This window comes from Nonomuraea ferruginea (assembly GCF_039540635.1).
Classification (GTDB): domain Bacteria; phylum Actinomycetota; class Actinomycetes; order Streptosporangiales; family Streptosporangiaceae; genus Nonomuraea; species Nonomuraea ferruginea.
Genome location: NZ_BAABFD010000006.1, coordinates 58,262 through 79,938 on the forward strand (window position 1 = coordinate 58,262; position 21,677 = coordinate 79,938).

At 68.1% G+C, this 21,677-nt stretch carries 26 protein-coding genes; 17 read left to right on the plus strand and 9 right to left on the minus strand.

Translation table 11 applies throughout. The annotated features are described in order from the left end of the window. Positions 1 to 2: 2 nt before the first annotated feature. Both ABD999_RS13150 and ABD999_RS13155 read right to left on the minus strand, forming a co-directional pair. Complete coding sequence (locus tag ABD999_RS13150) at positions 3 to 1,139, minus strand: Fic family protein (RefSeq protein WP_271274825.1); 1,137 nt, start codon at positions 1,137 to 1,139, stop codon at positions 3 to 5. Positions 1,140 to 1,209: 70 nt separating this feature from the next. Then, positions 1,210 to 1,380: a hypothetical protein gene (locus tag ABD999_RS13155; protein WP_271274824.1), complete on the minus strand. Its 171-nt coding sequence runs from the start codon at positions 1,378 to 1,380 to the stop codon at positions 1,210 to 1,212. 10 nt (positions 1,381 to 1,390) lie between these two features. On the opposite strand from ABD999_RS13155, the gene ABD999_RS13160 reads away from it, so the two are divergent. Beyond that, positions 1,391 to 2,293 (plus strand): hypothetical protein, encoded by a 903-nt coding sequence (locus tag ABD999_RS13160; RefSeq protein ID WP_271274823.1) that lies wholly within the window; start codon positions 1,391 to 1,393, stop codon positions 2,291 to 2,293. Between the two features lie 6 nt (positions 2,294 to 2,299). On the opposite strand, the gene ABD999_RS13165 is transcribed toward ABD999_RS13160, so the two are convergent. Next, a complete protein-coding gene (locus ABD999_RS13165) occupies positions 2,300 to 2,920 on the minus strand; it encodes a hypothetical protein (RefSeq protein WP_148036411.1) in 621 nt (206 codons plus the stop codon). Between the two features lie 61 nt (positions 2,921 to 2,981). Between ABD999_RS13165 and ABD999_RS13170 the strand changes: the two genes are divergently transcribed. From ABD999_RS13170 to ABD999_RS13180, 3 genes are read left to right on the plus strand one after another with little or no spacing between them, the layout of a single operon-like run. Then, positions 2,982 to 3,734 (plus strand): MerR family transcriptional regulator, encoded by a 753-nt coding sequence (locus tag ABD999_RS13170; protein ID WP_271274822.1) that lies wholly within the window; start codon positions 2,982 to 2,984, stop codon positions 3,732 to 3,734. Continuing rightward, positions 3,731 to 4,849: a sensor histidine kinase gene (locus ABD999_RS13175; protein WP_271274821.1), complete on the plus strand. Its 1,119-nt coding sequence runs from the start codon at positions 3,731 to 3,733 to the stop codon at positions 4,847 to 4,849. The genes ABD999_RS13170 and ABD999_RS13175 overlap by 4 nt, the downstream gene beginning before the upstream one ends. Then, positions 4,846 to 5,502: a response regulator gene (locus tag ABD999_RS13180; RefSeq protein WP_148036408.1), complete on the plus strand. Its 657-nt coding sequence runs from the start codon at positions 4,846 to 4,848 to the stop codon at positions 5,500 to 5,502. The genes ABD999_RS13175 and ABD999_RS13180 overlap by 4 nt, the downstream gene beginning before the upstream one ends. On the opposite strand, the gene ABD999_RS13185 is transcribed toward ABD999_RS13180, so the two are convergent. Then, a complete protein-coding gene (locus ABD999_RS13185) occupies positions 5,492 to 6,142 on the minus strand; it encodes a DUF2306 domain-containing protein (protein WP_271274820.1) in 651 nt (216 codons plus the stop codon). The two genes, ABD999_RS13180 and ABD999_RS13185, sit on opposite strands and share 11 nt — an antisense overlap. Before the next feature lie 160 nt (positions 6,143 to 6,302). On the opposite strand from ABD999_RS13185, the gene ABD999_RS13190 reads away from it, so the two are divergent. Together ABD999_RS13190 and ABD999_RS13195 are read left to right on the plus strand one after the other, a co-directional pair. Continuing rightward, positions 6,303 to 7,289, plus strand: coding sequence for an NAD(P)-dependent alcohol dehydrogenase (locus ABD999_RS13190; protein WP_271274819.1), 987 nt, complete (start codon positions 6,303 to 6,305; stop codon positions 7,287 to 7,289). Positions 7,290 to 7,310: 21 nt separating this feature from the next. Further along, positions 7,311 to 8,063, plus strand: a complete 753-nt coding sequence (locus tag ABD999_RS13195) for an SAM-dependent methyltransferase (protein WP_271274818.1) — start codon at positions 7,311 to 7,313, stop codon at positions 8,061 to 8,063. A gap of 32 nt (positions 8,064 to 8,095) precedes the next feature. Here the strand turns inward: ABD999_RS13195 and ABD999_RS13200 are convergent, their stop codons facing one another. After that, positions 8,096 to 9,115, minus strand: coding sequence for a saccharopine dehydrogenase NADP-binding domain-containing protein (locus tag ABD999_RS13200; RefSeq protein WP_271274817.1), 1,020 nt, complete (start codon positions 9,113 to 9,115; stop codon positions 8,096 to 8,098). Between the two features lie 258 nt (positions 9,116 to 9,373). Here ABD999_RS13200 and ABD999_RS13205 point away from each other — a divergent pair, with 258 nt between their 5' ends. The 5 genes from ABD999_RS13205 (at position 9,374) to ABD999_RS13225 (ending at position 12,074) form a co-directional block, all read left to right on the plus strand. After that, positions 9,374 to 9,919 (plus strand): hypothetical protein, encoded by a 546-nt coding sequence (locus tag ABD999_RS13205; protein ID WP_148036403.1) that lies wholly within the window; start codon positions 9,374 to 9,376, stop codon positions 9,917 to 9,919. Positions 9,920 to 9,959: 40 nt separating this feature from the next. Next, positions 9,960 to 10,301 (plus strand): hypothetical protein, encoded by a 342-nt coding sequence (locus ABD999_RS13210; RefSeq protein ID WP_148036402.1) that lies wholly within the window; start codon positions 9,960 to 9,962, stop codon positions 10,299 to 10,301. Between the two features lie 257 nt (positions 10,302 to 10,558). Beyond that, positions 10,559 to 11,032: a hypothetical protein gene (locus tag ABD999_RS13215; protein WP_271274816.1), complete on the plus strand. Its 474-nt coding sequence runs from the start codon at positions 10,559 to 10,561 to the stop codon at positions 11,030 to 11,032. Between the two features lie 37 nt (positions 11,033 to 11,069). Then, positions 11,070 to 11,264 carry a hypothetical protein gene (locus tag ABD999_RS13220; RefSeq protein WP_271274815.1) on the plus strand — a complete coding sequence of 65 codons (195 nt, stop codon included), beginning with the start codon at positions 11,070 to 11,072 and terminating at the stop codon, positions 11,262 to 11,264. Between the two features lie 201 nt (positions 11,265 to 11,465). Beyond that, positions 11,466 to 12,074, plus strand: a complete 609-nt coding sequence (locus ABD999_RS13225) for a DUF1707 SHOCT-like domain-containing protein (RefSeq protein ID WP_271274814.1) — start codon at positions 11,466 to 11,468, stop codon at positions 12,072 to 12,074. 55 nt (positions 12,075 to 12,129) lie between these two features. Here the strand turns inward: ABD999_RS13225 and ABD999_RS13230 are convergent, their stop codons facing one another. Then, the gene (locus ABD999_RS13230; RefSeq protein WP_271274813.1) at positions 12,130 to 12,735 is read right to left on the minus strand and encodes a pentapeptide repeat-containing protein; all 606 of its coding nucleotides are present in this window, start codon (positions 12,733 to 12,735) and stop codon (positions 12,130 to 12,132) included. A 168-nt stretch (positions 12,736 to 12,903) separates the two neighbouring features. Here ABD999_RS13230 and ABD999_RS13235 point away from each other — a divergent pair, with 168 nt between their 5' ends. The 5 genes from ABD999_RS13235 to ABD999_RS13255 all read left to right on the plus strand — a co-directional run bounded on the left by ABD999_RS13235 (position 12,904) and on the right by ABD999_RS13255 (position 15,791). Next, a complete protein-coding gene (locus tag ABD999_RS13235; protein ID WP_271274812.1) occupies positions 12,904 to 13,284 on the plus strand; it encodes a hypothetical protein in 381 nt (126 codons plus the stop codon). After that, positions 13,281 to 13,727, plus strand: a complete 447-nt coding sequence (locus ABD999_RS13240; RefSeq protein WP_271274811.1) for a MarR family winged helix-turn-helix transcriptional regulator — start codon at positions 13,281 to 13,283, stop codon at positions 13,725 to 13,727. Before ABD999_RS13235 ends, ABD999_RS13240 begins: the two co-directional genes overlap by 4 nt. A 306-nt stretch (positions 13,728 to 14,033) precedes the next feature. Continuing rightward, positions 14,034 to 14,945, plus strand: a complete 912-nt coding sequence (locus ABD999_RS13245; RefSeq protein ID WP_271274810.1) for a hypothetical protein — start codon at positions 14,034 to 14,036, stop codon at positions 14,943 to 14,945. Between the two features lie 70 nt (positions 14,946 to 15,015). Beyond that, positions 15,016 to 15,486 (plus strand): hypothetical protein, encoded by a 471-nt coding sequence (locus ABD999_RS13250; RefSeq protein WP_271274809.1) that lies wholly within the window; start codon positions 15,016 to 15,018, stop codon positions 15,484 to 15,486. 20 nt (positions 15,487 to 15,506) lie between these two features. After that, positions 15,507 to 15,791, plus strand: a complete 285-nt coding sequence (locus tag ABD999_RS13255; RefSeq protein WP_271274808.1) for a hypothetical protein — start codon at positions 15,507 to 15,509, stop codon at positions 15,789 to 15,791. 144 nt (positions 15,792 to 15,935) lie between these two features. On the opposite strand, the gene ABD999_RS13260 is transcribed toward ABD999_RS13255, so the two are convergent. Beyond that, positions 15,936 to 17,492 (minus strand): hypothetical protein, encoded by a 1,557-nt coding sequence (locus tag ABD999_RS13260; protein ID WP_271274807.1) that lies wholly within the window; start codon positions 17,490 to 17,492, stop codon positions 15,936 to 15,938. 245 nt (positions 17,493 to 17,737) lie between these two features. Here ABD999_RS13260 and ABD999_RS13265 point away from each other — a divergent pair, with 245 nt between their 5' ends. After that, positions 17,738 to 18,889: a hypothetical protein gene (locus ABD999_RS13265; RefSeq protein WP_271274806.1), complete on the plus strand. Its 1,152-nt coding sequence runs from the start codon at positions 17,738 to 17,740 to the stop codon at positions 18,887 to 18,889. Positions 18,890 to 19,167: 278 nt separating this feature from the next. On the opposite strand, the gene ABD999_RS13270 is transcribed toward ABD999_RS13265, so the two are convergent. Continuing rightward, complete coding sequence (locus ABD999_RS13270) at positions 19,168 to 19,623, minus strand: helix-turn-helix domain-containing protein (RefSeq protein ID WP_271274805.1); 456 nt, start codon at positions 19,621 to 19,623, stop codon at positions 19,168 to 19,170. 559 nt (positions 19,624 to 20,182) lie between these two features. After that, the gene (locus ABD999_RS13275; RefSeq protein ID WP_271274804.1) at positions 20,183 to 21,427 is read right to left on the minus strand and encodes an IS256 family transposase; all 1,245 of its coding nucleotides are present in this window, start codon (positions 21,425 to 21,427) and stop codon (positions 20,183 to 20,185) included. Between the last annotated feature and the right edge of the window lie 250 nt (positions 21,428 to 21,677).

The window sequence follows — 21,677 nt, forward strand, 5'->3', positions numbered from 1 at the left end:
GCTCATCGCCGGTAGGGGTCGGCATAGGGTCGCGTCGACTCCTGGACGGCGTCGAAGACGGGCTCCATGGCGGGCCCGGCCACGTAGTAGCGGCCGCGTGCCTGCCCTCGCGGCACCAGCCACTTCAGCCGGCACAGCTCTCTGATGTCCCGCACGGCCTGCTGAGGGCTGAGCTCGGCGTCCTGCTGGTAGACGGTCCGCCGGACTCGCGACCGCCAGAACGCGGGCAGCAGCGCGAACACGGTCCGCTCGTCGAGGCGGTCCGCGGCTGCCGCCTCCGTCAGCGCCGACCAGGCCCGGCCCAGCAGTTCCACCCTCCGTCTGGCCTGCTGCGCCTGTAGGTGGTGCGCGCGCAGGCAGAACCGGATCCACTCGTACGCGTCGCCGCCGGGACGCCAGCCGGCCCCGCCCACCTCCTGGAGCACCTGGTAGTAGGCGTACGTGTTCTGCCCCCTGCCGAGCCACTCCTCGATGGAGGAGAACTCCGGGGGCAGCAGCGCCTCCCGGGCGAAGACCAAGGTGGACAGCGCCCGCGACATCCGCCCGTTGCCGTCGGCCCACGGGTGGATCATGACCAGGTTCAGATGCGCCATCGAGGCGCGGACGTGGACGGGAGCGTCGAGGTCGCCCTGGTCGAGCCACTGGATCAGCTCGTCCATGAGCCCCGGCAGCAAGCCGTGATCCGGACCCGTGTAGGCGGCGACGGCGGGATCGTCGGGGCTCGTGACGTAGACCGGACCGCCGCGGATCCGCCCCGGCCGCTTGCGGGGATGATGCTCCTGCATCATGAAGTGCAGCCCGTTCAGCAATCCCAGGTCGTACCGGAAGCCGTCGCCGGCGTCGGACAACGCTTGGATGTAGGTCATCGCCCGTTGGTAGCCCTCCAGCTCACGCCGGGTCGTGTCGCTGGTCTCCAGCGGCGCTTCACCGGCCATGAGCGCTTCGACGTCGTCGACCGATGCCGCGTAGCCCTCGATCGTGTTGGAACCGACGATCGCCCTGGCGGTCAGGCTCCTGCGGAGCTGCTTCGTCCACCGCTCCTGAGGTCGCACGTGCATGCGCAGGTCATGGCGCATGCGCTCGATCTCGTCGAGCACCCGGCGATCGACGTCACCGAGCTTGGGCACCTTGTAGAGCATGACCAGATGACACCATTATCGTGTCACCGGCGCAACCATGCCGGCCAACGCGGAAATGTCCGCGTGTCACCTACAGGCACTTGTCCAGTTGTTCGATCCACTCGCGTACGGCCGCGTCGACCTCGTGGCGGGCATAGCCGCGCATGAATTGCGTCACCGCCCGGTGATCGCAGATCGCGGATGGGCTGTCGAGAAACCGGTATTGGATACGCTCTTGCCCCCATTCCGCGTTGATCCACACGAAAGTTCCCATGACCGTCACAGAGGTCGACCGGCGCTCCGACACGCAGGAGAGCGCCGAACCCGACAAGAACGAAGAACCCACCCCCGGCGTCGTCGGCATGCTCGAACGGACCGGCTCCGTCGCGGTGCCGATCGCCATCGGGCTGTACGCGCTGCTCTACCTGGGCATCCAGGAGGTCTACGGCGTCTTCAACGTCAGCCCTGAACAGGTGGGCATCGACCAGGCGACGATCTTCGCCCGCCTGGTGGGCACCCTGGTCCTGCTCGTCCTCCTCGGCGCGATCCTGCTCGGACCGGTCGTCGCGCTCGGGTGGCTGCTGGACAAGGTCACCTTCGGCCACGCCGCCCGTCTCGTCCACGCCATCCGCGCCCGGCCCTGGGTGGCCGCGCTGCTCGGCGCCCTCTGGTGCGGCGCGACCTACTGGGGCTTCCTCGGCTACCTGGACCTGGACGAGGGCGCGACCCTGGCCACCATCGTGATCGTCGCCTCGGTCATCGGCGTGCTGGCCTTCCTCGTCCCGTTCAGGCTGCTCCGCTCCCGCAAGGTCGGCAGGGCGGGCATGAAGATCGTGGTGGGCGCCTTCACCGGCATCGGCCTCGGCTTCGCCCTGATGGGCCAGATGGAGAGCGACGCCCACCGGCTCGCCACCACCGGCCAGCCGAGCCTCTGGCTGGCCGGCGTCGGGGTCCAGGACCAGTGGGTGGTGGCCGCCGACCGCGCGAGCGGCAAGCAACTGCGCGGCGGCGCCAAGCTGATGCTGCTGGGCGAGAGCAACGGCGTCTACACCTTCTACGACTGCCGGAACCAGGAGACGTTCCGCATCTCGATGGAGGCCACCATGATCCGGCAGATCGCCCTCGACCCGGACCGCCCCGAGACCTTCGACTGCCGGAAGCAGAACCTGGGCTGACGGCGCTCACGAACTCCGCAGGAACCGCCGGCCCAGAATGCCGTACCAGACCATGATCGGCAGATGCAGCGCGTACCCGAGCTGTTCCATCGCCGCCGTCGGCCCGTCCGTCCCGGTCGTCCACGGGAGCGCCACCGCGACCAGCCCGGACAGCGCCGCGACCAGGCCGGCGGTACGCAGACGACCGGGGACGCCGGCCGCGGCCGCGACGGTGGCGGCCACCCACAGCAGCCCGGCCAGGTTGACCATCCACTTGGCGGTGAGCAGGACCGCCGAGGCCACCGTCACGGCGGCGGGGTCGGCGGCCAGCTGCGTCACCGCCAGGTTGCCGGCATCGTGCAGAAGCCCCGCCAGCCCGGCGGCGGCGAGCAGACCACCGGCCATGACCGCCCGGCGGACGGCCATGGCCAGCCCGGCGGCGGTCAGGCCCAGCCAGCCCAGCACGTCCAGGGCGAGCTCGGTCAGATGCAGGCCGGTCCGCTCGCGCACCGCGGCGAGCGCGGCGGCGGGATCAGCGGGATTCAGGGTCAACCCCGATGGCACCACGATGGCCGCGGCGGCGACCATGGCTACCAGCGAGGCGAGCAGGAGCACGCCGGTGAGCGACCGGCTCTTCTGATCAGTCATGGCGGGAAGGTAGAACCCTGCCGCGGCGGCAAGGTCAACACGTCCACACAGAGAGGGCGGCATGTGGCGGATCGGGCAACTGGCACGCATGACCGGCGTGTCCGAACGCACGCTGCGCCACTACGACGACATCGGCCTGCTCGCCCCCGCCGCGGTCGACGGCGTCACCGGCTACCGCTGGTACGGCGTCACCGAGTTGTCCCGGCTCGAACGCATCCGCGGCCTGCAGCGCCTCGGCCTGCCGCTGCGCCTGATCGCCGACCTGCTGGACGCGCCCGAGGCCCAGCTCCGCCAGGCGCTGGCCGAGACCATGACGGGCATCCGGCGCGAGATCGCCACGCTGGCCGCGACCGCGGCACGCGCCCAGGACCACCTCGACGCCCCGATGTCGATCCTGCCCCAGCAGGCCGCCGTGGGCCCGCGCCGCCTGCGCGTCCGCCGCACGCGGGTGCGCCACCCGTCGGAGCTGGCCGCCCTCTGCCCGGCGCCACCGGCCGCCCTGCTGACCTGGCTGGACGGGCCACCGGCTGACGGCTTCACCTGCGCCGTGACCACCGGCCGCGCCGGCGAGCAGCTCACCCTGCCCGCCCGCACCGTCGTGCGAGCCGTCGTGCCGCCGTCGGCGGGGGTCGTCCCGGCCGGTCACGAACTGTTCGGCTGGCTGCGCCGCCACCATCTGGCCGTCGACGGCCCCACCCTGGAAGAACACCTCGTGGACGCCGACGGCCGGCACGCCACGGTTCTCGAGGTGCCCGTACATCCGGAGAATCGTCCTGACCGATCGGCGGGGCGCTCTCGTACGATGAGCAGGTGATCGGTCTCATCCGCTCCATGTGGAATGAGCCGCGGCCCCCCGGCCCGCCCGCGCGGGTGTGGCGCGACTGGGTGCTCGTGGCGGTGCTCGTGCCGGTCGCGGTGCTCGAAGGGGCCCTGCGGACGGACCTCCCGTGGCGGACCGTCGCGGTGCTCATCACCCTCGGGCTGATCCCCACGCTGCTGTGGCGCCGCACCCGTCCGCTGCTCATGCTCGTGATCGCCTTCGGCGTCACGAACCTGGCCACGCTGGTCACGTCCGGCGAGTCCGCGGAGACGAACACGCTGGCCTACCTGCTGATCCTGGTCTACTCGCTGACCCGGTGGGGGTCCGGGCGCGAGGTCGTGATCGGGCTGCCGATCATGCTCGGCTCGCTCTTCCACTCGATGGCCGCCGGCCGCATCGCGTCCGCCGACGCGGTCGGCGGGCTCGCCGTCATGTTCGCGGCCCTGGCGCTGGGCGCGGCCTTCCGGTTCCGGGCGGGGGCGCGGGCGCGCGAGCTCGACCAGGTCAAGCTGCTCGAACGCGAACGGCTCGCGCGCGACCTGCACGACACCGTCGCCCATCACATCTCGGCCATGGCGATCCGGGCGCAGGCGGGCCTCGCCACCGCGGCGTCACGACCGGAGGCCGCGACCGACGCGCTGCGGGTGATCGAGGCCGAGGCGGCGCGGGCCCTGGACGAGATGCGGGCCATGGTCCACGTCCTGCGCCATGACGAGCAGCCCGGCCGGGGCATCGCCGACCTCCAGCAACTGGCTGCCGGGAGCCCGTCCGGCCCGGCCGTGGACGTTGAGGTCTCCGGCGACCTCGACGGGCTCTCCCCCTCGGTCGGCGCCGCCGTCTACCGGCTCGCCCAGGAGTCGGTCACCAACGCCCGGCGGCACGCCCGCCACGCCACCCGCATCGAGGTCCGCGTCGACGCCGACGACAAGTCGGTGCACCTGCGGGTGAGCGACGACGGGCTCGCGCGGCTGAGCGCGTCGCCCGGCTACGGGCTCGTCGGCATGATCGAACGCGCCGGCCTGCTGGGCGGCACGTGCGTGGCCGGTCCCAATCCCGGCAGGGGCTGGACCGTGACGGCCGTGCTGCCCCGGACGGGGGCGGCGACGTGAGCGTCAGGGTGCTGGTCGCCGACGACCAGGAGATCGTGCGTACCGGTCTGGTGATGATCCTCGACGCCCAGCCCGGCATCGAGGTCGTCGGCGAGGCCGCCGACGGGCGGCGGGCCGTCGAGCTGGCCCGGCGGCTGCGCCCCGACGTGTGCCTGTTCGACATCCGCATGCCCGGCCTCGACGGGATCGCCGCCACCCGCGCCCTCGCCGGGCCGGACGTCGCCGACCCCCTCGCGGTCGTCGTCATCACCACGTTCGACCTCGACGAGTACGTCTACGCCGCGCTGCGGGCCGGCGCCCGGGGCTTCCTGCTGAAGAACGCCGGCGCCCAGCTGCTCTCCCAGGCGGTGCACGCCGCGGCGGGCGGCGACGCGCTGATCGCGCCGAGCATCACCGCTCGGCTGCTCGACACCTTCGCCCGCACCGGCCCCGCCGAGCCGCCGGCCCGTCCCGTGGAGGCGCTCACCGGCCGGGAGGAGGAGATCCTGCTGACGGTGGCGCGCGGGCGCACCAACGGGGAGATCGCCGACGAGTTCCACATCTCGCTCAGCACCGTCAAGTCCCACATCGCCAGCCTGATGGCCAAGCTCGGCGCGCGGAACCGCGTGGAGATCGCGATGTGGGCGTACGAGACGAACCGGGTCAGGAGCTGAACCTGACCGGCCACCTCTGGATGATCACCTCGGCCACGATCAGGTTGATCAGCCAACCGGCGCCCAGGAGCAGCGCCCTGGCGAGCTGGTCGGGCGGGCCGGCGATCCCGTAGTAGGGCGCGAGCACGAACGCCTGCGTGCCCGCGCCCAGGCCGATCGCGTACCCGCGGATCATCCAGGCGCGGTGCGCGGTGAAGTCGCGCCGCCGGATCGCCGCCAGGCCGAGCACGATCGAGGCGGCCATGGCCGTGCCGAACACCAGTCGGAAGGCGGCCAGGAGCGGCCCGTCATGCTCGGGCAGGGCGTAGAACACGGCCATCCACATCCCGCTGAGCGCCGCGACGAGCCCGCACGGGGCCAGCAGCCGCCCGGCTCTGCGATGCCAGCCGACCTTCCTGCGACGTAACCGGGGGACGAACTGGAACGCCCCGAGCACGGTGTAGACGGTCACCCCGACGATGTGCAGCACGATCGGGACGGGCGAGGCCAGGAACCGCGCGTTGTCCGGCGTGACCGCCGCGCCGCCGGTCAGCTCGGCCATGCGGATGCCGCCGGCGATCACCGGGATGAGGCCGAGCCCGATCAGCGCGGCCACGGTCCACCCTGCCCGGCCCTGCCGCGTCGCAATCTTGTCTGTCATGCCCCGATCGTGACGGTGGAGCGGGTGGTGGCTCATCAGCAGAAGGGCCGGTGTTGAGCTGGCCGATCGTCCGTCAATCAGGCGTACTTTCGGCTGATGACCCCCTTGAGCAGGATTTTTACGCTGATTGCACGATTCCGGATCTCCCGAGGAGAAAACGATGAAGGCGTTCGTCCTGCGCTCGTACGGCTCACCCGACGCGCTCGAACTCACCACCCTCGACCGGCCCGTGCCGGGCCGCGGCGACGTGCTCGTCCGGGTGCGCGCCACCTCCGTCCAGCCGTACGACTGGCACCTCATGAGAGGCGAGCCCCGCGTCTCACGCCTGATGGGCGGCCCCCTGGGGGTTCGCCGGCCGAAGATCTCCATCCTCGGCGCCGACGTGGCAGGCCAGGTGGAGGCGGTCGGCGAGGGCGTGACCGAGTTCCGCCCGGGTGACGAGGTGTACGCGATGTCCAAGCAGGGCGGCTTCGGCCAGTACGCCCTCGTACGGGCGGACGAGCTGGCCCCCAAGCCGGAGAACCTGACGTTCGAGCAGGCCGCGGCGGTGCCCCTGGCGGCCAACACCGCCCTGATCGCCCTGCGCGACCGGGCCCCGGTCCAGCCGGGCCAGAGCGTGCTCGTGATCGGCGCCTCAGGAGGCGTGGGCACGTTCGGCGTACAGATCGCCAAGGCGTTCGGCGCGCAGGTTACCGGCGTCTGCGGCCCGCGCAACGTCGACCTGGTCCGCTCGATCGGCGCGGACGACGTGGTCGACTACGCCAAGGAGGACTTCACCCGGCGGGGCCGGCGCTACGACGTCGTCCTGGACTGCGCCGGCAGCCACTCGGCCCTGGCCTGCAGGCGGGTGATGACCCGCAAGGGCACCTACGTGGTCGTCGGCGGCAAGGGCGGCAGGTGGCTGCGTCCCATGCCCCACGTGGTCGCGGCGCCCCTGTTGTCGCTGTTCGTGTCGCAGACGATGACCACGGCCGACGTGGTGGGCTGCACCGAGAACAAGCGGAACCTGCTGGCGCTGACCGAGCTCATCGAGGCCGGCAAGGTCACCCCGGTGATCGACCGTACCTACCCCTTCGAGGAGATCCCGGCAGCCGTCCGCTATCAGGAAATGGGACACGCGTCCGGAAAAGTGGTCGTCAAGATCTGATCACTCGGCTTGGATGGGTCCATGGAACGCCGGCTCATCAGCCATCTCGCCCACCGCGACCACCCCATCGCCGCTCCGGTCTCCGGCGCGCACGTGACCCGGCTGCTGCGCCGGGCCCGGCTGCCCGAGGGGGCGAGGATCCTCGATCTCGGCTGCGGCGAGGCCGCGTGGACGCTCCGCGCGCTGGCGCTGTACGAGGACGCGACCGCCGACGGCGTCGACGTCTCCGCCGAGGCGCTCAAGGCGGCCGAGGCGCACGCCGAGGTCCAGGGCGTCTGGGAGCGCATCCGGCTGCACGAGAAGCCGGCCGCCGACTTCCCGGTCGCCGAGAAGTACGACCTGGTGCTCTGCGTCGGGGCGACCCACGCGTTCGGCGGCCTCGGCCCCACCGCCGGACACGTGCGCCGCTACCTCAAGCCGAACGGGCTGGCGCTCATCGGCGAGGGCTTCTGGGAACGCGAACCGACGCCCGAAGCGCTCGCCCGCCTCGGCGTCGGCTCGTCAGACCTCCTCGACCTGCCAGGAACCGTCGCCGCGGCCGAGTCCGCCGGCTTCGACACCGTCTACGCGTACACCAGCGACCTGTCCGAATGGGACGACTACGAGTGGTCCTGGACCGGCACGCTGCTGCGCTGGGCCAACGAGCACCCCGGCCCCGACGCCGACGCTGCCCGAGCGGCCGCCCTCGAACACCGCGACACGTGGCTGCACGGCTACCGGAAGGTCCTGGGCTTCGTCACCCTGCTGCTCCAGCGTCAGGGCTCCTCCCAGTAGACCCCGGGGTGCCGCCCGCGACGTCGAAGCGCCTATCCACGCAGCTCGAACTTCAGGTGCGCGGACAGCGCGCGGAGGAAGTCCGGTGCGTCGAAGATCGCCCCGGCGGAGGCGACACCGGTGGTCGCGGCCCGCCCGGTCAGGACGCGCCGCACCGCCTCCACCGCGAGCGGCGCGCTGATGGCGTAGATGTCCTGCCCGCTCGCCACCGCCCGCCGCTCCTCGCCGCCGGACCGTACGACGACGTCGACGAGGAACGTCTGCCCGGACCGTCCGCGCTCGTCGGCAGCGACCGGCGCCGGCGTGTCCGGCGCCGCCAGGTCCCTCGCCGCCTCGACCGCCATGTACGAGCGCACCTCCGGGATGGACAGGTGGCTGGGGATCGTGACGACGTCGGCCATCGCGAACTCCCCGATGACCTCCCGGGAGCCCATCGGCTCGGGGAAGGACCACCGCAGCGTCGGCAGCTCGTCGTCGTGGTAGGCCAGCTCACCCTTGGTGAAGCGGACACGCCGGCCGTCCCTCCGCTGCCCGGAGACCCGGCCCGCGACGCGCGTCCCGGCCGTGGGGTGCCAGCTGCTCAGCCCGTAGGCGACGTGCGCCTCGTCGGCCGCCGTCCAGTCACCCATCGCCGCAGTCGCCAGCAGATCGGCCAGACCGCCGAAGAACGCCATCGCCGGGACGACCGCGACTCCGGCCTCGCGGGCCCGGTCAGCGAACCGCGCGAACGTGTCGGCGTTCGCCTCGATCTCGGCCGCCACGTCCACATAGGGGATCCCGGCCCGCAACGCCGCCTCGATCACCGGGGCGGCCGTCGTGGCGAACGGCCCGGCGCAGTTGACCACCGCCGCCGCCCCGGCCAGCGCCCGGTCGAGCGCCGCCGCATCGTCGACCGACGCCGGCCTGACGTCGTCCCCCGGCTCAGCCACCGCCCGCAGCTTGCCTTCGTCGCGCCCGGACAGCACCGGGACGAACCCCCGCTCCCTCAGCTCCGCCACCACGAACCGCCCCGTGTGCCCATACGCACCGTAGACCACCACAGCCGTGCCCATCAGCTCTCCTACTGTCCTCAGATGTCCGCTGGGGATCATCCTGGCGGCGGCCGCCGGCCGGCACGAGCGTCTGAAACGCCACGATGCGCACAGTTTCGGACACGAGGCGACCGCACGGGAGACCGCCGATACCTTCCAGGAATGACGTGTTCCCTTTTCCTGAACCGGCTGTAGCGTCGAACTCGTCGAAAAGTCCTGCCGCCTGGGCCTTTCACAATGAGCCGCCTTCGCATAACCAGTCGAATGCGCAGGGGAAAAATGATCATCTCGGTCAAGACGGTAACGGCGGCAGTCATCCTCGCGTCGCCCCTCTTCGTCACGCAGAGCGACCCGGAACCTGTCGTCTTCATGGCCACCTCCGGTTCGCACCGATTCACGTCGCCCGAGCAATCGCGGGACGTCTGGCAGGCGTGCGGCGCCAAGGCCCCGAACGGCAAGCTGGTCCGTACGTTCACACGCAAGGAGTTCCGGCCGGCGCCCAGAGGCACCAGGTCCAAGCTGCTGTGCGGGTCGGCCAAATGGGGCTACCGGCACATCAAGGACAGGCACCGGGACGACTGGCAGGCCGTCGCGAACTACCTCGGCCAGGACTGGCGCAGCTTCGCGGACTGGGCCATCGAACAGACGCTGAAAGCACCCGACTCCGCACCGGCGTACCGTCAGAACAACGACACCTATGCCTACCGTACGCCTATACAAATCCGGGACGAGAAAAACAAGGTCAGGGCCCGCTACAGGCCGGTCGTCGTCATCGCCGCGAAAACGAAGAACATCATCACGGCCTATCCCGTCGCCCAGCGTTGAAAGGGCGTCTGAATCATCGGCACCCGCTACCATGACGCCCATGGACCGGAGCGAATTGTTCGACGAGTTCGTCCGACGACTCAACGGATTCGACTCCCGCGCGGCCGCTGATCCCGGTGGGGAGTTCATCGAGATCACCCGTTGGGAGGGAGCGCCCCTCGTCCCGCCCGTGCGCCTGGCCATCGACGCGTCAAGCCTCGAACGCCACCTCCACGCCCTGGAAGGCGACGGCGCCGAGGTCTTCCCCGACGCCCCGCCACCCATCGGCGCCCTGCAACTGTTCCTCGTGCACGTCGGAGAGGAGATCGAGACGCGCGGCCCCGACGACGAACTACTCACGCTCCACGGCGACGACCTGAGCTTCCTCGGGAATGCGCCATAACGGTCTCCGGTCGCCCGATGTGCCGAGATGGAACTCTCTCGGCGTAGTACAGCCGCCAGCGTCGCGCTCGGCTTGGACGTGTCGTACGCCCGAGCCGAGCGGGTTTGGCGGGTGAGCCCGTCCATTTCCTTCATCACCTGGTTCGCCGACGTGGCCAAGTGAGCACGGAATCGACACGGGAGATCCGCGAACTCTTCAGCGCACCGCAGCGTCCCACCTACCGTTCGTGTTCATGCGGATTCGGAGAGGAAGCGCTGATGCCCGATACCAAACCCGCAGATCGCGACCAGGCGAAAGGCTGCGGTTGTCTCGCAGTTGTCCTCCTTGTCGCGGCCGGTTGTAACGCCCTCTTCTTCGCTAAGGACCCAGCACCTCCTGCCGCCTACAGCCCTCCGCCCGTCCCATCGCAGACCCTTTCGTGGACGCCGGAAGCTTCGTGGAAGCCGGATTCCGCCGAAGACTTCGACGATCTCGACGAGGACGGCATCGAAGACTCTTATGACAACGACAAAGACGGCGACGGCGTAACAAAGGCCCGCGACCGCGATGACCGAGACGCCAGCAAAGGACGCCCACAGAAGCGCACCCGAAAGCCCGAACCGAAGATCCGGTCAGAGCCAGCACCGCTTGCCAGAGCGCACCCGGGTGGCTTCTGCGGGACGCCTGGAGCAGCCGGCCTCGCGTCGAACGGCCGCACCTACTTTTGCCGCGGCGGCCACTGGCGCCGCTGAGAACTCTCACGAGACCATTCCAGAAGCGGAAGTGATCATGACTGACGTATGGGTCACCGCAGCCGGCGACCGCTACCACACCTCCCCCGACTGCATGGCGCTGCAAGCGGGGCAGGAAGGTGGCAGGGTCCAGGGCTACGAACTGAGGGATATCGACAAGGTCGATCTGGACAAGGCCAGGGCTTTCGGCAGGTCCGCGTGCGCCATCTGCGGAACGAGCCGCTTGGCGTGACGTACCAAGGTCCCGACATCGGCCGCGCCGGAGTTCCAGAGCGAAGGCCCGCAGTTCGTCCGAGGAAAAGGCCATGACCAGCAAACGCGCGGTGAGGACATGTTCGATCAAGGCTCCTCCTTGGTCACCGGCTGTCACGGCGCTGACCACGACCCGGAAGCGGGCTCCCTCCAGGGAGGAACGAGAACTATCGTGACTGGTATGGAAAACCGCCCCTCGCCCATGGACTCCCAGCGGTCGCATCTGCGTGCCTCGGACAGCAACAGGGAGCAGATCGCCGCCGTGCTCGGTGAAGCGATGAGCACCGGTCAGCTGAGCCATGAGGAGTACTCCGAGCGCCTGGACAAGCTCTACCAGGCCAAGACCGTGGGAGAACTCCAACTCCTCACCCATGACCTCCAGATCGACCAGCGCCACCCGGTCACCCCGAACCTGGTCTCCAACTCCCCGGCCACGAACGCCGAGCCCGAGAACGTCATCGCGATCTTCGGCGGCGCCGACCGCAAGGGCCGCTGGCGAGTACGGCGCCGGACCAGGGCGCTCGCCCTTTTCGGTGGCGTACGGTTCGACCTGACCGATGCCGAGTTCGAGGCGAGGGAAGTCGAGATCAAGGTCACTGCGATCTTCGGCGGGACCGAGATCATCGTTCCCGAGGGGATGGAGGTGCGCAACGAGGGCGTCGGCATCTTCGGCGGCTTCGACGTGCACGGCGGCCCCGACGTCGACCCGTCGGCGCCGGTGCTCGTGGTGAAGGGCCTGGCGCTGTTCGGCGGGGTGACCGGCAAGCCACGACGCCGTCGCGAGCGGTGACCGGCACGGCGACGCTCACTCGTACAGGGATCTCCCGCCGCATCGTGGGGATGCTCTACTCCTCGATGAGGATGCCCAACGCGCCGGCCAGGGCGAGAGCCAGTCCTTGCGCGTCACGGCCGGCCACGATCGCGCCCTTGAGACTGGTGACACCGCCGATCCCCAGCAGCACGCAGTCGGAGAAGTGCGCGCCGTCCATCTGCGCCTGCGAGAACTGCGCTCCGCTCAGATCGCAACGCTCGAAGCGGACTCCCCGCAGGTCGGCGTTCTGGAAATTGGCCTCCCGCATGACGCAGTCGCGGAAGACGGCGTTCTTGAACGTCGAGAATCGAAACCCGGTCAGATCGGCGCGGCATGCGTCGAAGAGCACGTCACGGAACGTGCATTCGGTCCAGGTCATGCCGGTCAGCCGGGTCGCCGACGTCCGGGTCCGATGCATGCCCGACGTTCTGGCCGTCATGTTGGACAGGTCGCAGCGTTCCAGCTCCACGTCGACGAACCCGGCTCGACGCAACTGGGTGCCCGCGAAGCTGGTGGTGACGAACCGGCAGCCCTCGTAGTCCACCGCGTCAGCCTGGCGAGAGGTCAGGTCGCCGCCTTTGAACTCCAGGCCGCGGTAGGTGCCGTCGTCCTCCAGGGCATGCCGGGGAAGTTCCGCCATGACGAGCGGCGAGGGCAGTTTGGGGGCCGCAGGTGCTTTGGGTCGCTTCGGCTGTCGGCGGGGAGATGGGGAAGACATCGGGCGGAGCCTAGCCCATGCCGCGCGCGGGGGTGTCGCTGCTCGGATCGCCGCGCCCAGAGATGCATGCGTTTCGCATACACTTCGCTCATGGAGTCAGCTCTGGAAGAGACCATCGACGAGTGGCACGCGAGCGTGAACGGCGGCGACCTGGAGCGTGCGGCGAAGGCGGTCAGCGATCCGGTCGTCGTCCTGGGCCCGAAGGGCGCGGGTCCGATCACCCCCGGGCAGTTCGCGGAGTGGGTCGAGCGCTCCGGGATCACGATGACCCCGCGGTCGTGGCACCCCATCAGCGACAGGCTCATGGTCGTGGAGGAGGACGCCACCTGGCCCGGGAGCGAGACCCCGACCAGGGTGGCCACCGTGTTCCGAGTGACCGGGCAGAAGGTGTCCGCCGCACTCCGACTGCCCGACCTCAGGTCAGCGCTCGAACTGGCCTACATCTGCCGTGAGATGGCGGCCACCGAATGAGCGGCCCGGGACAGGTCCTGTTCCAGTTCGTACGCCACTGGTCACGCAGGAGCGTGGACCATCGAGCCACTGAGCAAGGCCGGCTCGTCCTCGTCACCGAGGCGGTCTTCGCCCTCACCCGGCACGGCTGGGAAGCGACGGTCAACGCCATCGCCGACGAGATCGGCATCGACCAGAGCGGAGCGTCCCGGCTGGTGAAGAGCGCGACAGACGCCGGATACCTGAAGATGCGGACCTCGGCGGCGGACGGACGCCGACGCCATGCGACGGTGACCTCGTCAGGCCACGCGCTGCTGGAGGACGCGCACCGCTGGCAGGAGCAGGTCTTCGACCGACTGACCGACGGCTGGAGCGAGCAGCGGCGTCTCGACTTCCAACAAGCGATGACCAGCCTGATCGAACGCTCCTACGCCTTGACGCATGACACACCGACGCCCCATTGAGCGCCGAGAAGCTGGCGGAGCGGTATCAGAGACCCATCCCAGCAACCGTCTCCGGCGTTGTTCGGGAAATCCCCTCCTTCCGTCGTCAGCGGAGTTAGGATTTTTCCTGAACACCGAGCGACTTGGAGAGCACCGATGGAGGCGAGACCACAGCCACAGAACGAGGTCGAAGTTCTGCGAGCCGGAATGGCTGTGCTAGGTGACCGGCTGCCACCCGGATGGGACGTCCAACCCCTGAGCCGCAGACCGCCCGATGCTCGCTTCGACGCTCTCTGGAAGGTGACAGCACCGGACGGAACCTCGGTCGTGCTGGTCGTGGAAGCCAAGCGCGTGGTGGAGAGACGTGACACCGCCACACCCCTCCAGCATTTGAATGCCGCCGCGGACGAACATCCGGGCAGCCGTGGGGTCGTCGCCGCCCGATACCTGTCACCACCCGTGCGTAAGCGGCTCTCTGAGGCCGGCCTGTCCTACATAGACGCGACGGGGAACATCAACCTGAACGTCTCTCAGCCCGGTCTCTACATTGCCGATCGAGGGGCTGACCATGATCCGTGGCGCGGTCCTGGAAGACCGCGCGGAACGTTGAAGGGCGCTCCCGCTGCGAAAATCGTCCGTGCGCTGTTGGACCACGAAAGATCGTGGGCGATCCGTGAACTGATCGACGTCGCTGACGTATCCACCGGGTCGACCTACCGGGTGATCGAGTTTCTGGAGAGCGAGAACCTGGCAACGCGGACCAGTTCGGGTGCGGTCGTAGTTCCCGACTGGGTCCCGCTGCTGAGGCGTTGGAGCGAAGACTACGGGTTCGTACGAAGCAGTCGAGTCACACGGTGGATAGCCCCGAGAGGGCTGCCTGATCTCATGCGACGGGCGGGTGATAATCCCACCCAGTACGCCATCACCGGGACGTTGGCCGCAGCCACCTGGGCCCCCTATGCTCCAGCCCGCTCCGCCATGATCTACACGACGGATGCCGAGCACACCGCCCAGCTCTGGGACCTTCGCCCCGCTGATGCCGGAGCAAATGTGATGTTGGCCGAGCCGGAGAACGACGTCGTCTTCGTCCGTACCCTTACCGACGCTTCCGGTCTCACGATCGCCGCGCCACCCCAGGTCGCCGTCGATTTGATGACAGGCCCTGGACGCAGCCCCTCCGAAGCCGAAGAACTCCTTGACTGGATGGCACGGCATGAATCCTCCTGGCGTAAGCAGTAGTGACATCCTCGTCCGATCTCGGTCCGCGCTTCTCGATGCATTGGCCGCGTTGGACGCCCATCGCGACGCTGTGATCGTGATCGGAGCACAGGCCGTCTACCTGCGGACCACACGAAGCCCTGTCGCGCTCGCCGAGACGACCAAGGACAGCGACCTCGTACTCGACCCGAGAGTCCTGGAGGACGATCCGCTTCTGGAAGAAGCCATGGGCCGCGCGGGGTTCTACCGTGACCCCATCGGCGGACAACCCGGAGCGTGGCTGAACCCCGCGGGCATTCCTGTGGATCTGCTGGTGCCCGAGGCCCTTGCAGGAGCAGGTACGAGGAACACGCGGGGAGCCCGCATCCCACCACATGATCGCCGTGCCACCCGCCGTGCTCGAGGCCTCGAAGCCGCTGTCATTGACAACACGGTGATGGACGTCACCGCTCTTGACCCGGCCGATGCCCGCGTATATGACGTCAGAGTCGCCGGACCCGCAGCCTTGCTGGTGGCCAAGGTCCACAAGATCGCCGAACGGGTTTCAGCCCCCACCGGCTGAATGACAAGGACGCACACGACATGTACCGCATCCTTGTCGACGCCGACACCGCTGAACTGGCCGCCACGTTCAGGCTCCTGGCTCGTGACCCCATCAGCAGCGAGATCACCGAGCAGGCCGTCGAACATCTGGCGGCACTGTTCGCGGCTGGACCGGACGCGCTCGGCTCAACGATGGCCGGACGCGCGGAAGAGGGAATCGGCGAGCCCGAGACAGTCGCTTTGGCAACGTCTCTGCTGGCCGCTGATCTCCTGCAGGCCTTGGAACGCACCAATCTCACACAGGGCTCGACCCCGACGTCGTGAGGACGACGCAGGCGCGTACTGACCACGGACCTCGCCGAGGGTGGGCGTTGTGGTCACCTTCGACCCGACCCTCGGCGAGGCTTCTGCTCTATGCCTGTCCGCGCCCGGATCTCACGCCCACGCGCGACACTTTCGGCAAATCGCTCAGTTCACCATGAAGTCGTAGTCACGTGCCCAGCTCAAGTAGCCGCGCGCATCGATGCTCCACACCGACAGCGTGTGAGGACCGGCACTTTCGGGCGTGATGGTCACGGTGGGCGTGTCGGCGGAGGTCTGGAGCGTCTCACCGGAGTCCAGGCGGTAACCGTACGCGACGACGTCCTGTGCGCCGTTGGGCGAGAAGGTGAACTCGCCTGGCACGCCCGCGCCGCCGCCGGGTGTGTTCTCCGGGTAGACAGTCGAGACGACCGACGGCGCCGGGTTCCGCCCTGGGGTGAAGGAGTAGGCGCGTTCCGGCCCGGCGTTACCGGCCCGGTCGACCGCTGCGACATACAGGGTGTGGCGGAAGGAGACCGTAGGGGTGAGCGACACGCTGGCCCGTCCCTCGGCATCGGCCGTCACCTGCCCGGCCAAGGGACCGCCCGGTGTGAGCCGGTACTTGTAGGACACGACGTCGGTGGACTCACCGGGGGCGAAGGTGAACACGCCTGACGTGCCGACCAGCCCGCCCGTCGCGTTCGCCGGATAGGTCTCGGAGGCGATCACCGGCAGCATGGGCCGGGTCACGTCGACGGTGAACTCCTGCCAGGCCGTCCAGTCGCTGACGTCGCTGAGCATCTCCAAGGTCTCCGGCTCCTGGTAGTGGTCCTCGGCGCGCACCCGCCACTGGTAGGTCTGGCCATCGACGAGTAGCCCTTCGGGGACCTCGGTGCAGTGCCTGCCCTCCTGCTGGGGGTAGGAGGTCGCCGAGCCCAGAACGGTGCCGGAGGAGTCCGCCCACTCGAAGCGCGCCGACATCTGATCGCCGTGCTGCCGGTCGGCGTTGACGACTTCGGCGCCCAGGGTGGGCGTTGTGGTAGGGACGAACTTCGTCGCCGGGCGCGATCCGGGCCCGCAGAAGTCGTCGAGGCTGATGGCCGGATCCGTGGGCACCTCAGGCACGGTGTTGTACCAGAAGCGCAGCGCCGGCGTGTCGAAGCGACCCCAGTACGGGTGGTTGACCTGATCGGTCTCGAAGACCCGCAGGTTGCGCGGCCCGACCTCACTGGCCGCACGCATCCCGAAGGTCAGGTGCCTCTCACCGCGTGCGACGGCATCCCGCACGAGGTCACCGATCCGCCAGCCGAAGAAGCAGGAGTCGAAGCCGTCGGCGACGGTCCCGGTGCCGAGATTCCGCTTCCAGGCCGGCTGGTTGCGCCAGGTGGTCTCCGGGCCGATCTGCCCGGTCGCCCAGAGCTCGACGGTGGGGTCACAGGCGCCGCTTTTGAGATAGCCCGAAAAGGTGGCGTGGAGCAGCTTCTTGCCGTGCATCGGGCTGATGTCCATGCGGAAGAAGGAGCGGAACACGCCAGGAGGCTGGACGCCCGTCCCCACGAGCGCGCCGTCCGCGCTGTTCCAGTGGGAGGCCTTCGGATCGGCCTGGGCGACGTAGGTCCAAGCGAGCTTGACAGTGCTGGTGGACGCCGACGCGTGTGCCGGCGTCGGCGGCATGATGACGAGCGTGACGAAGAAGGCACATAACAGCGCCAGGACGCGTTTCACTGTAATTCTCCCCGTTACGGTGCGTTTCCCTAGGTACGAGGGTCGCCCGGGAAGGCAACGCGGCAGGAGTCATTTCGGCGACGATCATGTAACTACGGGACCTGTAGTAATAGCGACCTTCCCAGACGACCCCTGGCACACGGAGCGGTCTCTCTTCGATTGCTGGACAAGCGAAATAATCCGTACGAGTTGAGACATAACAGCTAATGCACCATACCCACAGACCCTCTCTGTAACATAGCGGCATGTCGACACATCCCCCAGTCGCCAGCTACGTCGGCAAAAGCGTGCGTTGGTATCAGATCGGAAAGAAGACGATAGAAAGGAGAAATTGGCTCAAATACCTGCGCTGGCAGGCCGTCTCCCGCGCCCTCAGCGAGGACGACACCATCCTCTCAGAGAGAGTGGGACAAGCGGCTACCGCCTTCTGCGACGCACTCGACATCACAGAATTTCCGATCGACCAGGACCGTTCCGGTGTGTTCAGGCGCATGAGCCGCTGGGCCAGAGAAAAGGTAACGTGGGGCGTTCGCTTTCCGGATTATCGCGGTCGGCTCAGCTTGACGTTCGATGACCGACTGAAAGCCTGGATAGAGGACGCCGCCGAAAGCCCCATGGGACAGAGAGCACTTGATTTCGCCCAATACCATGTGAAGCAAGAAGGACGTAGCGCGCTGTTCGCGGAAGCGGTTCTCAACGAAGCACACGGCGTGCTGATAGAAGCGCGCGAAGGCGAATCTCCAGGCGCCGCCCGATGGGAGATGGCCGCCGAGATCCACCGCTACGTCCCGGACAGCGAAATCAGACGGCGTCACCAGCGCTGGAGGAGTTCGGCGAGAGCCATCAGCGCGGGCGGCACGGCCGCGGTCACCACCCAGGTCTTCACAGACGATCTGAGCAGCTCACTCACTCTGGGCGTCGCCCTCACCGCCTTGGCCGCGATCGTGGAGTTGACCATCTCCACGCGCACGCTGACCGGTCAGCAGATCGCGGTCCGGGAGCAGGTGCGAGCGTGGCTGGAGGAAGCACTGGTGTCACGACTATGGGCCAACCTGCAGTGGGCAGGCGGCCTGGCCAGGCAGGTCGAAGCAACGGGACGGCCGCTTCCTGTCGGCGACCTCATCATGGCCATGGCCAGGAACCTGGTCACCATAAAACCTCTGGACGACGATGCCAAGGTATTCCGCGATGTGGACCGACTGAGAGAGCATGCCCTCTCTGTTTCGGACCCCGAGCTTCTCGCCTTTCTCGTACGCCTTGAAACAGCCTTACGGCACAAGCCTGACACCCTGCCACACGCGTTCCGCGCACTGATCACTTCGGTGCGAGAACGGAACACCCTCGGAGAAGTGGAACCAGGAGGCCGACAGATGATCATACGAGCGAGCGGGGACTAGACCCGCAGCGCCCATTCGGGACCTTGCCCGCCGCCTCCAAAGCGTCGAGCACTCTCCGGCGGGCTGGTCCGTGAGTCCGCGATCTACTGCACACAAGCCCCAACGCCCCTTCCGTCCAGGTCAATTCGGTCCAGCACGAAGTCGTCGGGCGACTTCACCCCGATCATCGGCGTCAGGAAGCTTCAGCCCTTCGATCAGCGGCTTGCAACCCTGAGCAGGTCACGCAGGGTGTTGCCGTACTACACGTTGGCGTCGTAGACCACCACGAATGTCATGGTTCAGATACCCAGCTCTTGCCCAAGCGCAGCGAGCTCATCGGCCGCGGTCCGGCGCTTGGCGTCATCGCGACGCTTGTATTCCTGAAGATCCTCGTACTTGATTCGGCGGTGCTTGCCGATCAATCGGAAGGGGATCTCTCCCGTCTCCAGAAGCTTGATCAAGTACGGGCGCGACACGTTCAGCATGTCCGCCGCTTGCTGTGTCGTCAGCTCAGCATGCGACGGAATCACCGTGACTCCGCGCCCTTCGGCTGCTTGGGCAAGGATGAAGGCGAGCAGACTCACACCTTCGCGAGGCAGGATCAACGGATCCTCACCCCCGTGCTCTCCGGCGACCCGGACGGTCGGCTGCTCGGGATACCGCATGAGGTAATCCTTGATCCGGCGTACCGCGCGACCGGCTACCTCGGCATCGATGCTCCCCGGCTGAACTCGCTTGGCCTGCACGTCAGTCATGACGTCACCCCTCTTCGCAGTATCCGCAACAAACGAAATAAACGCAAGCGGAACCGCTGGCGGCTCGGTGGCACGTACGGTCGAAGACGGCCATCAACGGGGCAAGCCACACCGGTCCCGCAGTACCCATACGGCACCTTGAGAAGGTGGTAGCGCTTGGCTTCAGGTCATAGATGTGCTGCTCAGCAGAGCTTCGACCGGTACTCAGCCCACATGTCGACGGCCTCTCGGAATCAAGAGCGGCGACGTTCTCGCGAGCCATCCCCCACTGTGTAGATCAGTCGGTCCGCAAGCCGATCCGGACCAGGCTCTCTAAGCGGCGTCTACTCCACACGAATGTGATCGGCGAGAGTACAAGGCGCTCGATCACCTGGCCGAGCTGGATGAACCTCTGGACGGCGGGCATCCGCCTCGCGTACCCTCGCCGTCGCCTCGGCATAGACTTCCACGTCTGACACGGGTTATTCGTCGTCCGGGATGGCGGCGAGCGACTCACGGGGTGGGTTGCGTCCACGGAAGTGGTGTACGAGAAGGAAGCCACTCTGCGATCTGGTGCTATTTAAGCAGCAATAGCATCTATTGTCACATTAGTGTCGTTGTTGTCTTCTGTTTCCTTTTTCTCGGTGGCTTTGCGGCACTCGGCCAGCACCTCCAGCCCGAGATAACGCCGAGCCTCGGTCCACTCGTCGTGCTGCTCGGCCAGCACCGCCCCGACGAGGCGGACGATCGCCTCCCGGTTGGGGAAGATGCCGACGACGTCGGTGCGCCGGCGGATCTCCTTGTTCAGCCGTTCCTGCGGGTTGTTCGACCAGATCTGCCGCCACACGCTCTTGGGATAGACGGCGAAGGCCAGGATGTCGTCGCGGGCCTCGTCCAGATGGGCGGCGGCCTTGGGATACTTGTCCTCCAGCACCTGCACCACCTGGCGGTGCTGGGCGTAGACGGAGGCGGCGTCGGGCTGCTCGAAGACGGTGCGCAGCATGGTGGCCACCCATGGCTGAGCGGCCTTCGGAACGACCGAGCTCAAGTTCCGGGCGTAGTGCGCCCGGCATCTCTGCCAGGACGCGCCGGGCAGCGTCGAGGCGATCGCATCACGCAGCCCGGCGTGACAGTCGGAGATCACCAGGCTGACGCCGGACAGGCCGCGGGCGATCAGGCCGCGCAGGAACGCCAGCCAGCCCGCCCCGTCCTCGGACGACACCACGTCGATGCCGAGGATCTCGCGGTGCCCGTCGGCGTTCACCCCGGTGGCGACCAGGGCGTGCACGTTCACCGTCCGCCCGCCCTCACGCACCTTCTGGGTCAATGCGTCGATCCAGACGAAGGTGTAGGGGCCGGCGTCCAGCGGCCGGTTGCGGAAGTCGGCCACCATCTGGTCCAGCTCCCGTGCCATCACGCTGACCTGGGACTTCGACAGTCTGGTGACGCCGAGCTGCTCGGCCAGTCTCTCCACCCGCCGGGTCGACACCCCGAGCAGGTACGAGGTGGCCACCACCGAGGCCAGCGCCCGCTCGGCCCGCCGCTGCCGCTCCAGCAGCCACTCGGGGTAATACGTCCCCTGCCGCAGCTTCGGAATTGCCAGCTCGACCGTCCCCGCCCTCGTGTCCCACTCGCGGCGCCGGTAACCGTTGCGCGAGTTGACCCGCGCGTCCGACACCTCGCCATAGCCAGCGCCGCAGCGCTGCTCGATCTCGGCGTCCATCATCATCTGCGCCATCCGCGCGACCATCTCGCGCAGCACATCGGGCGACGCCGCGGCGAGGGTCTCGTCGAACCACTCACCCTCAGCAGGCAGAATGTCCATAGCGGCCACTTCTCGTTCTCCTTCTTGCCTTCGACAGCTGTGAAGGATCGCGGAGTGGCCGCCCTCATGTCACATCGATCTTCCCGAACGGGCATCAAGGCGACGAACGGGTTCAGACCCGTACACCACTCCCGTGGACGCTAACACGGGGTGTGCCCGACTCGCTCCCCCGTATCCGTGACCGACCGAGCAAGGACAAGCGCCAAATCACGCAGATCGGGCGCAGCTTCCTCCAAATGGTCGAGCCGCC

Coding starts and splice junctions, on each gene's coding strand:
- ABD999_RS13150 (WP_271274825.1), bottom strand. CDS start 1,139: ATGCTCTACAAGGTGCCCAAGCTCGGTGACGTCGATCGCCGGGTGCTC.
- ABD999_RS13160 (WP_271274823.1), top strand. CDS start 1,391: ATGACCGTCACAGAGGTCGACCGGCGCTCCGACACGCAGGAGAGCGCC.
- ABD999_RS13165 (WP_148036411.1), bottom strand. CDS start 2,920: ATGACTGATCAGAAGAGCCGGTCGCTCACCGGCGTGCTCCTGCTCGCC.
- ABD999_RS13170 (WP_271274822.1), top strand. CDS start 2,982: ATGTGGCGGATCGGGCAACTGGCACGCATGACCGGCGTGTCCGAACGC.
- ABD999_RS13185 (WP_271274820.1), bottom strand. CDS start 6,142: ATGACAGACAAGATTGCGACGCGGCAGGGCCGGGCAGGGTGGACCGTG.
- ABD999_RS13190 (WP_271274819.1), top strand. CDS start 6,303: ATGAAGGCGTTCGTCCTGCGCTCGTACGGCTCACCCGACGCGCTCGAA.
- ABD999_RS13195 (WP_271274818.1), top strand. CDS start 7,311: ATGGAACGCCGGCTCATCAGCCATCTCGCCCACCGCGACCACCCCATC.
- ABD999_RS13200 (WP_271274817.1), bottom strand. CDS start 9,115: ATGGGCACGGCTGTGGTGGTCTACGGTGCGTATGGGCACACGGGGCGG.
- ABD999_RS13205 (WP_148036403.1), top strand. CDS start 9,374: ATGATCATCTCGGTCAAGACGGTAACGGCGGCAGTCATCCTCGCGTCG.
- ABD999_RS13210 (WP_148036402.1), top strand. CDS start 9,960: ATGGACCGGAGCGAATTGTTCGACGAGTTCGTCCGACGACTCAACGGA.
- ABD999_RS13215 (WP_271274816.1), top strand. CDS start 10,559: ATGCCCGATACCAAACCCGCAGATCGCGACCAGGCGAAAGGCTGCGGT.
- ABD999_RS13220 (WP_271274815.1), top strand. CDS start 11,070: ATGACTGACGTATGGGTCACCGCAGCCGGCGACCGCTACCACACCTCC.
- ABD999_RS13225 (WP_271274814.1), top strand. CDS start 11,466: ATGGAAAACCGCCCCTCGCCCATGGACTCCCAGCGGTCGCATCTGCGT.
- ABD999_RS13230 (WP_271274813.1), bottom strand. CDS start 12,735: ATGGCGGAACTTCCCCGGCATGCCCTGGAGGACGACGGCACCTACCGC.
- ABD999_RS13235 (WP_271274812.1), top strand. CDS start 12,904: ATGGAGTCAGCTCTGGAAGAGACCATCGACGAGTGGCACGCGAGCGTG.
- ABD999_RS13240 (WP_271274811.1), top strand. CDS start 13,281: ATGAGCGGCCCGGGACAGGTCCTGTTCCAGTTCGTACGCCACTGGTCA.
- ABD999_RS13255 (WP_271274808.1), top strand. CDS start 15,507: ATGTACCGCATCCTTGTCGACGCCGACACCGCTGAACTGGCCGCCACG.
- ABD999_RS13265 (WP_271274806.1), top strand. CDS start 17,738: ATGTCGACACATCCCCCAGTCGCCAGCTACGTCGGCAAAAGCGTGCGT.
- ABD999_RS13270 (WP_271274805.1), bottom strand. CDS start 19,623: ATGACTGACGTGCAGGCCAAGCGAGTTCAGCCGGGGAGCATCGATGCC.
- ABD999_RS13275 (WP_271274804.1), bottom strand. CDS start 21,427: ATGGACATTCTGCCTGCTGAGGGTGAGTGGTTCGACGAGACCCTCGCC.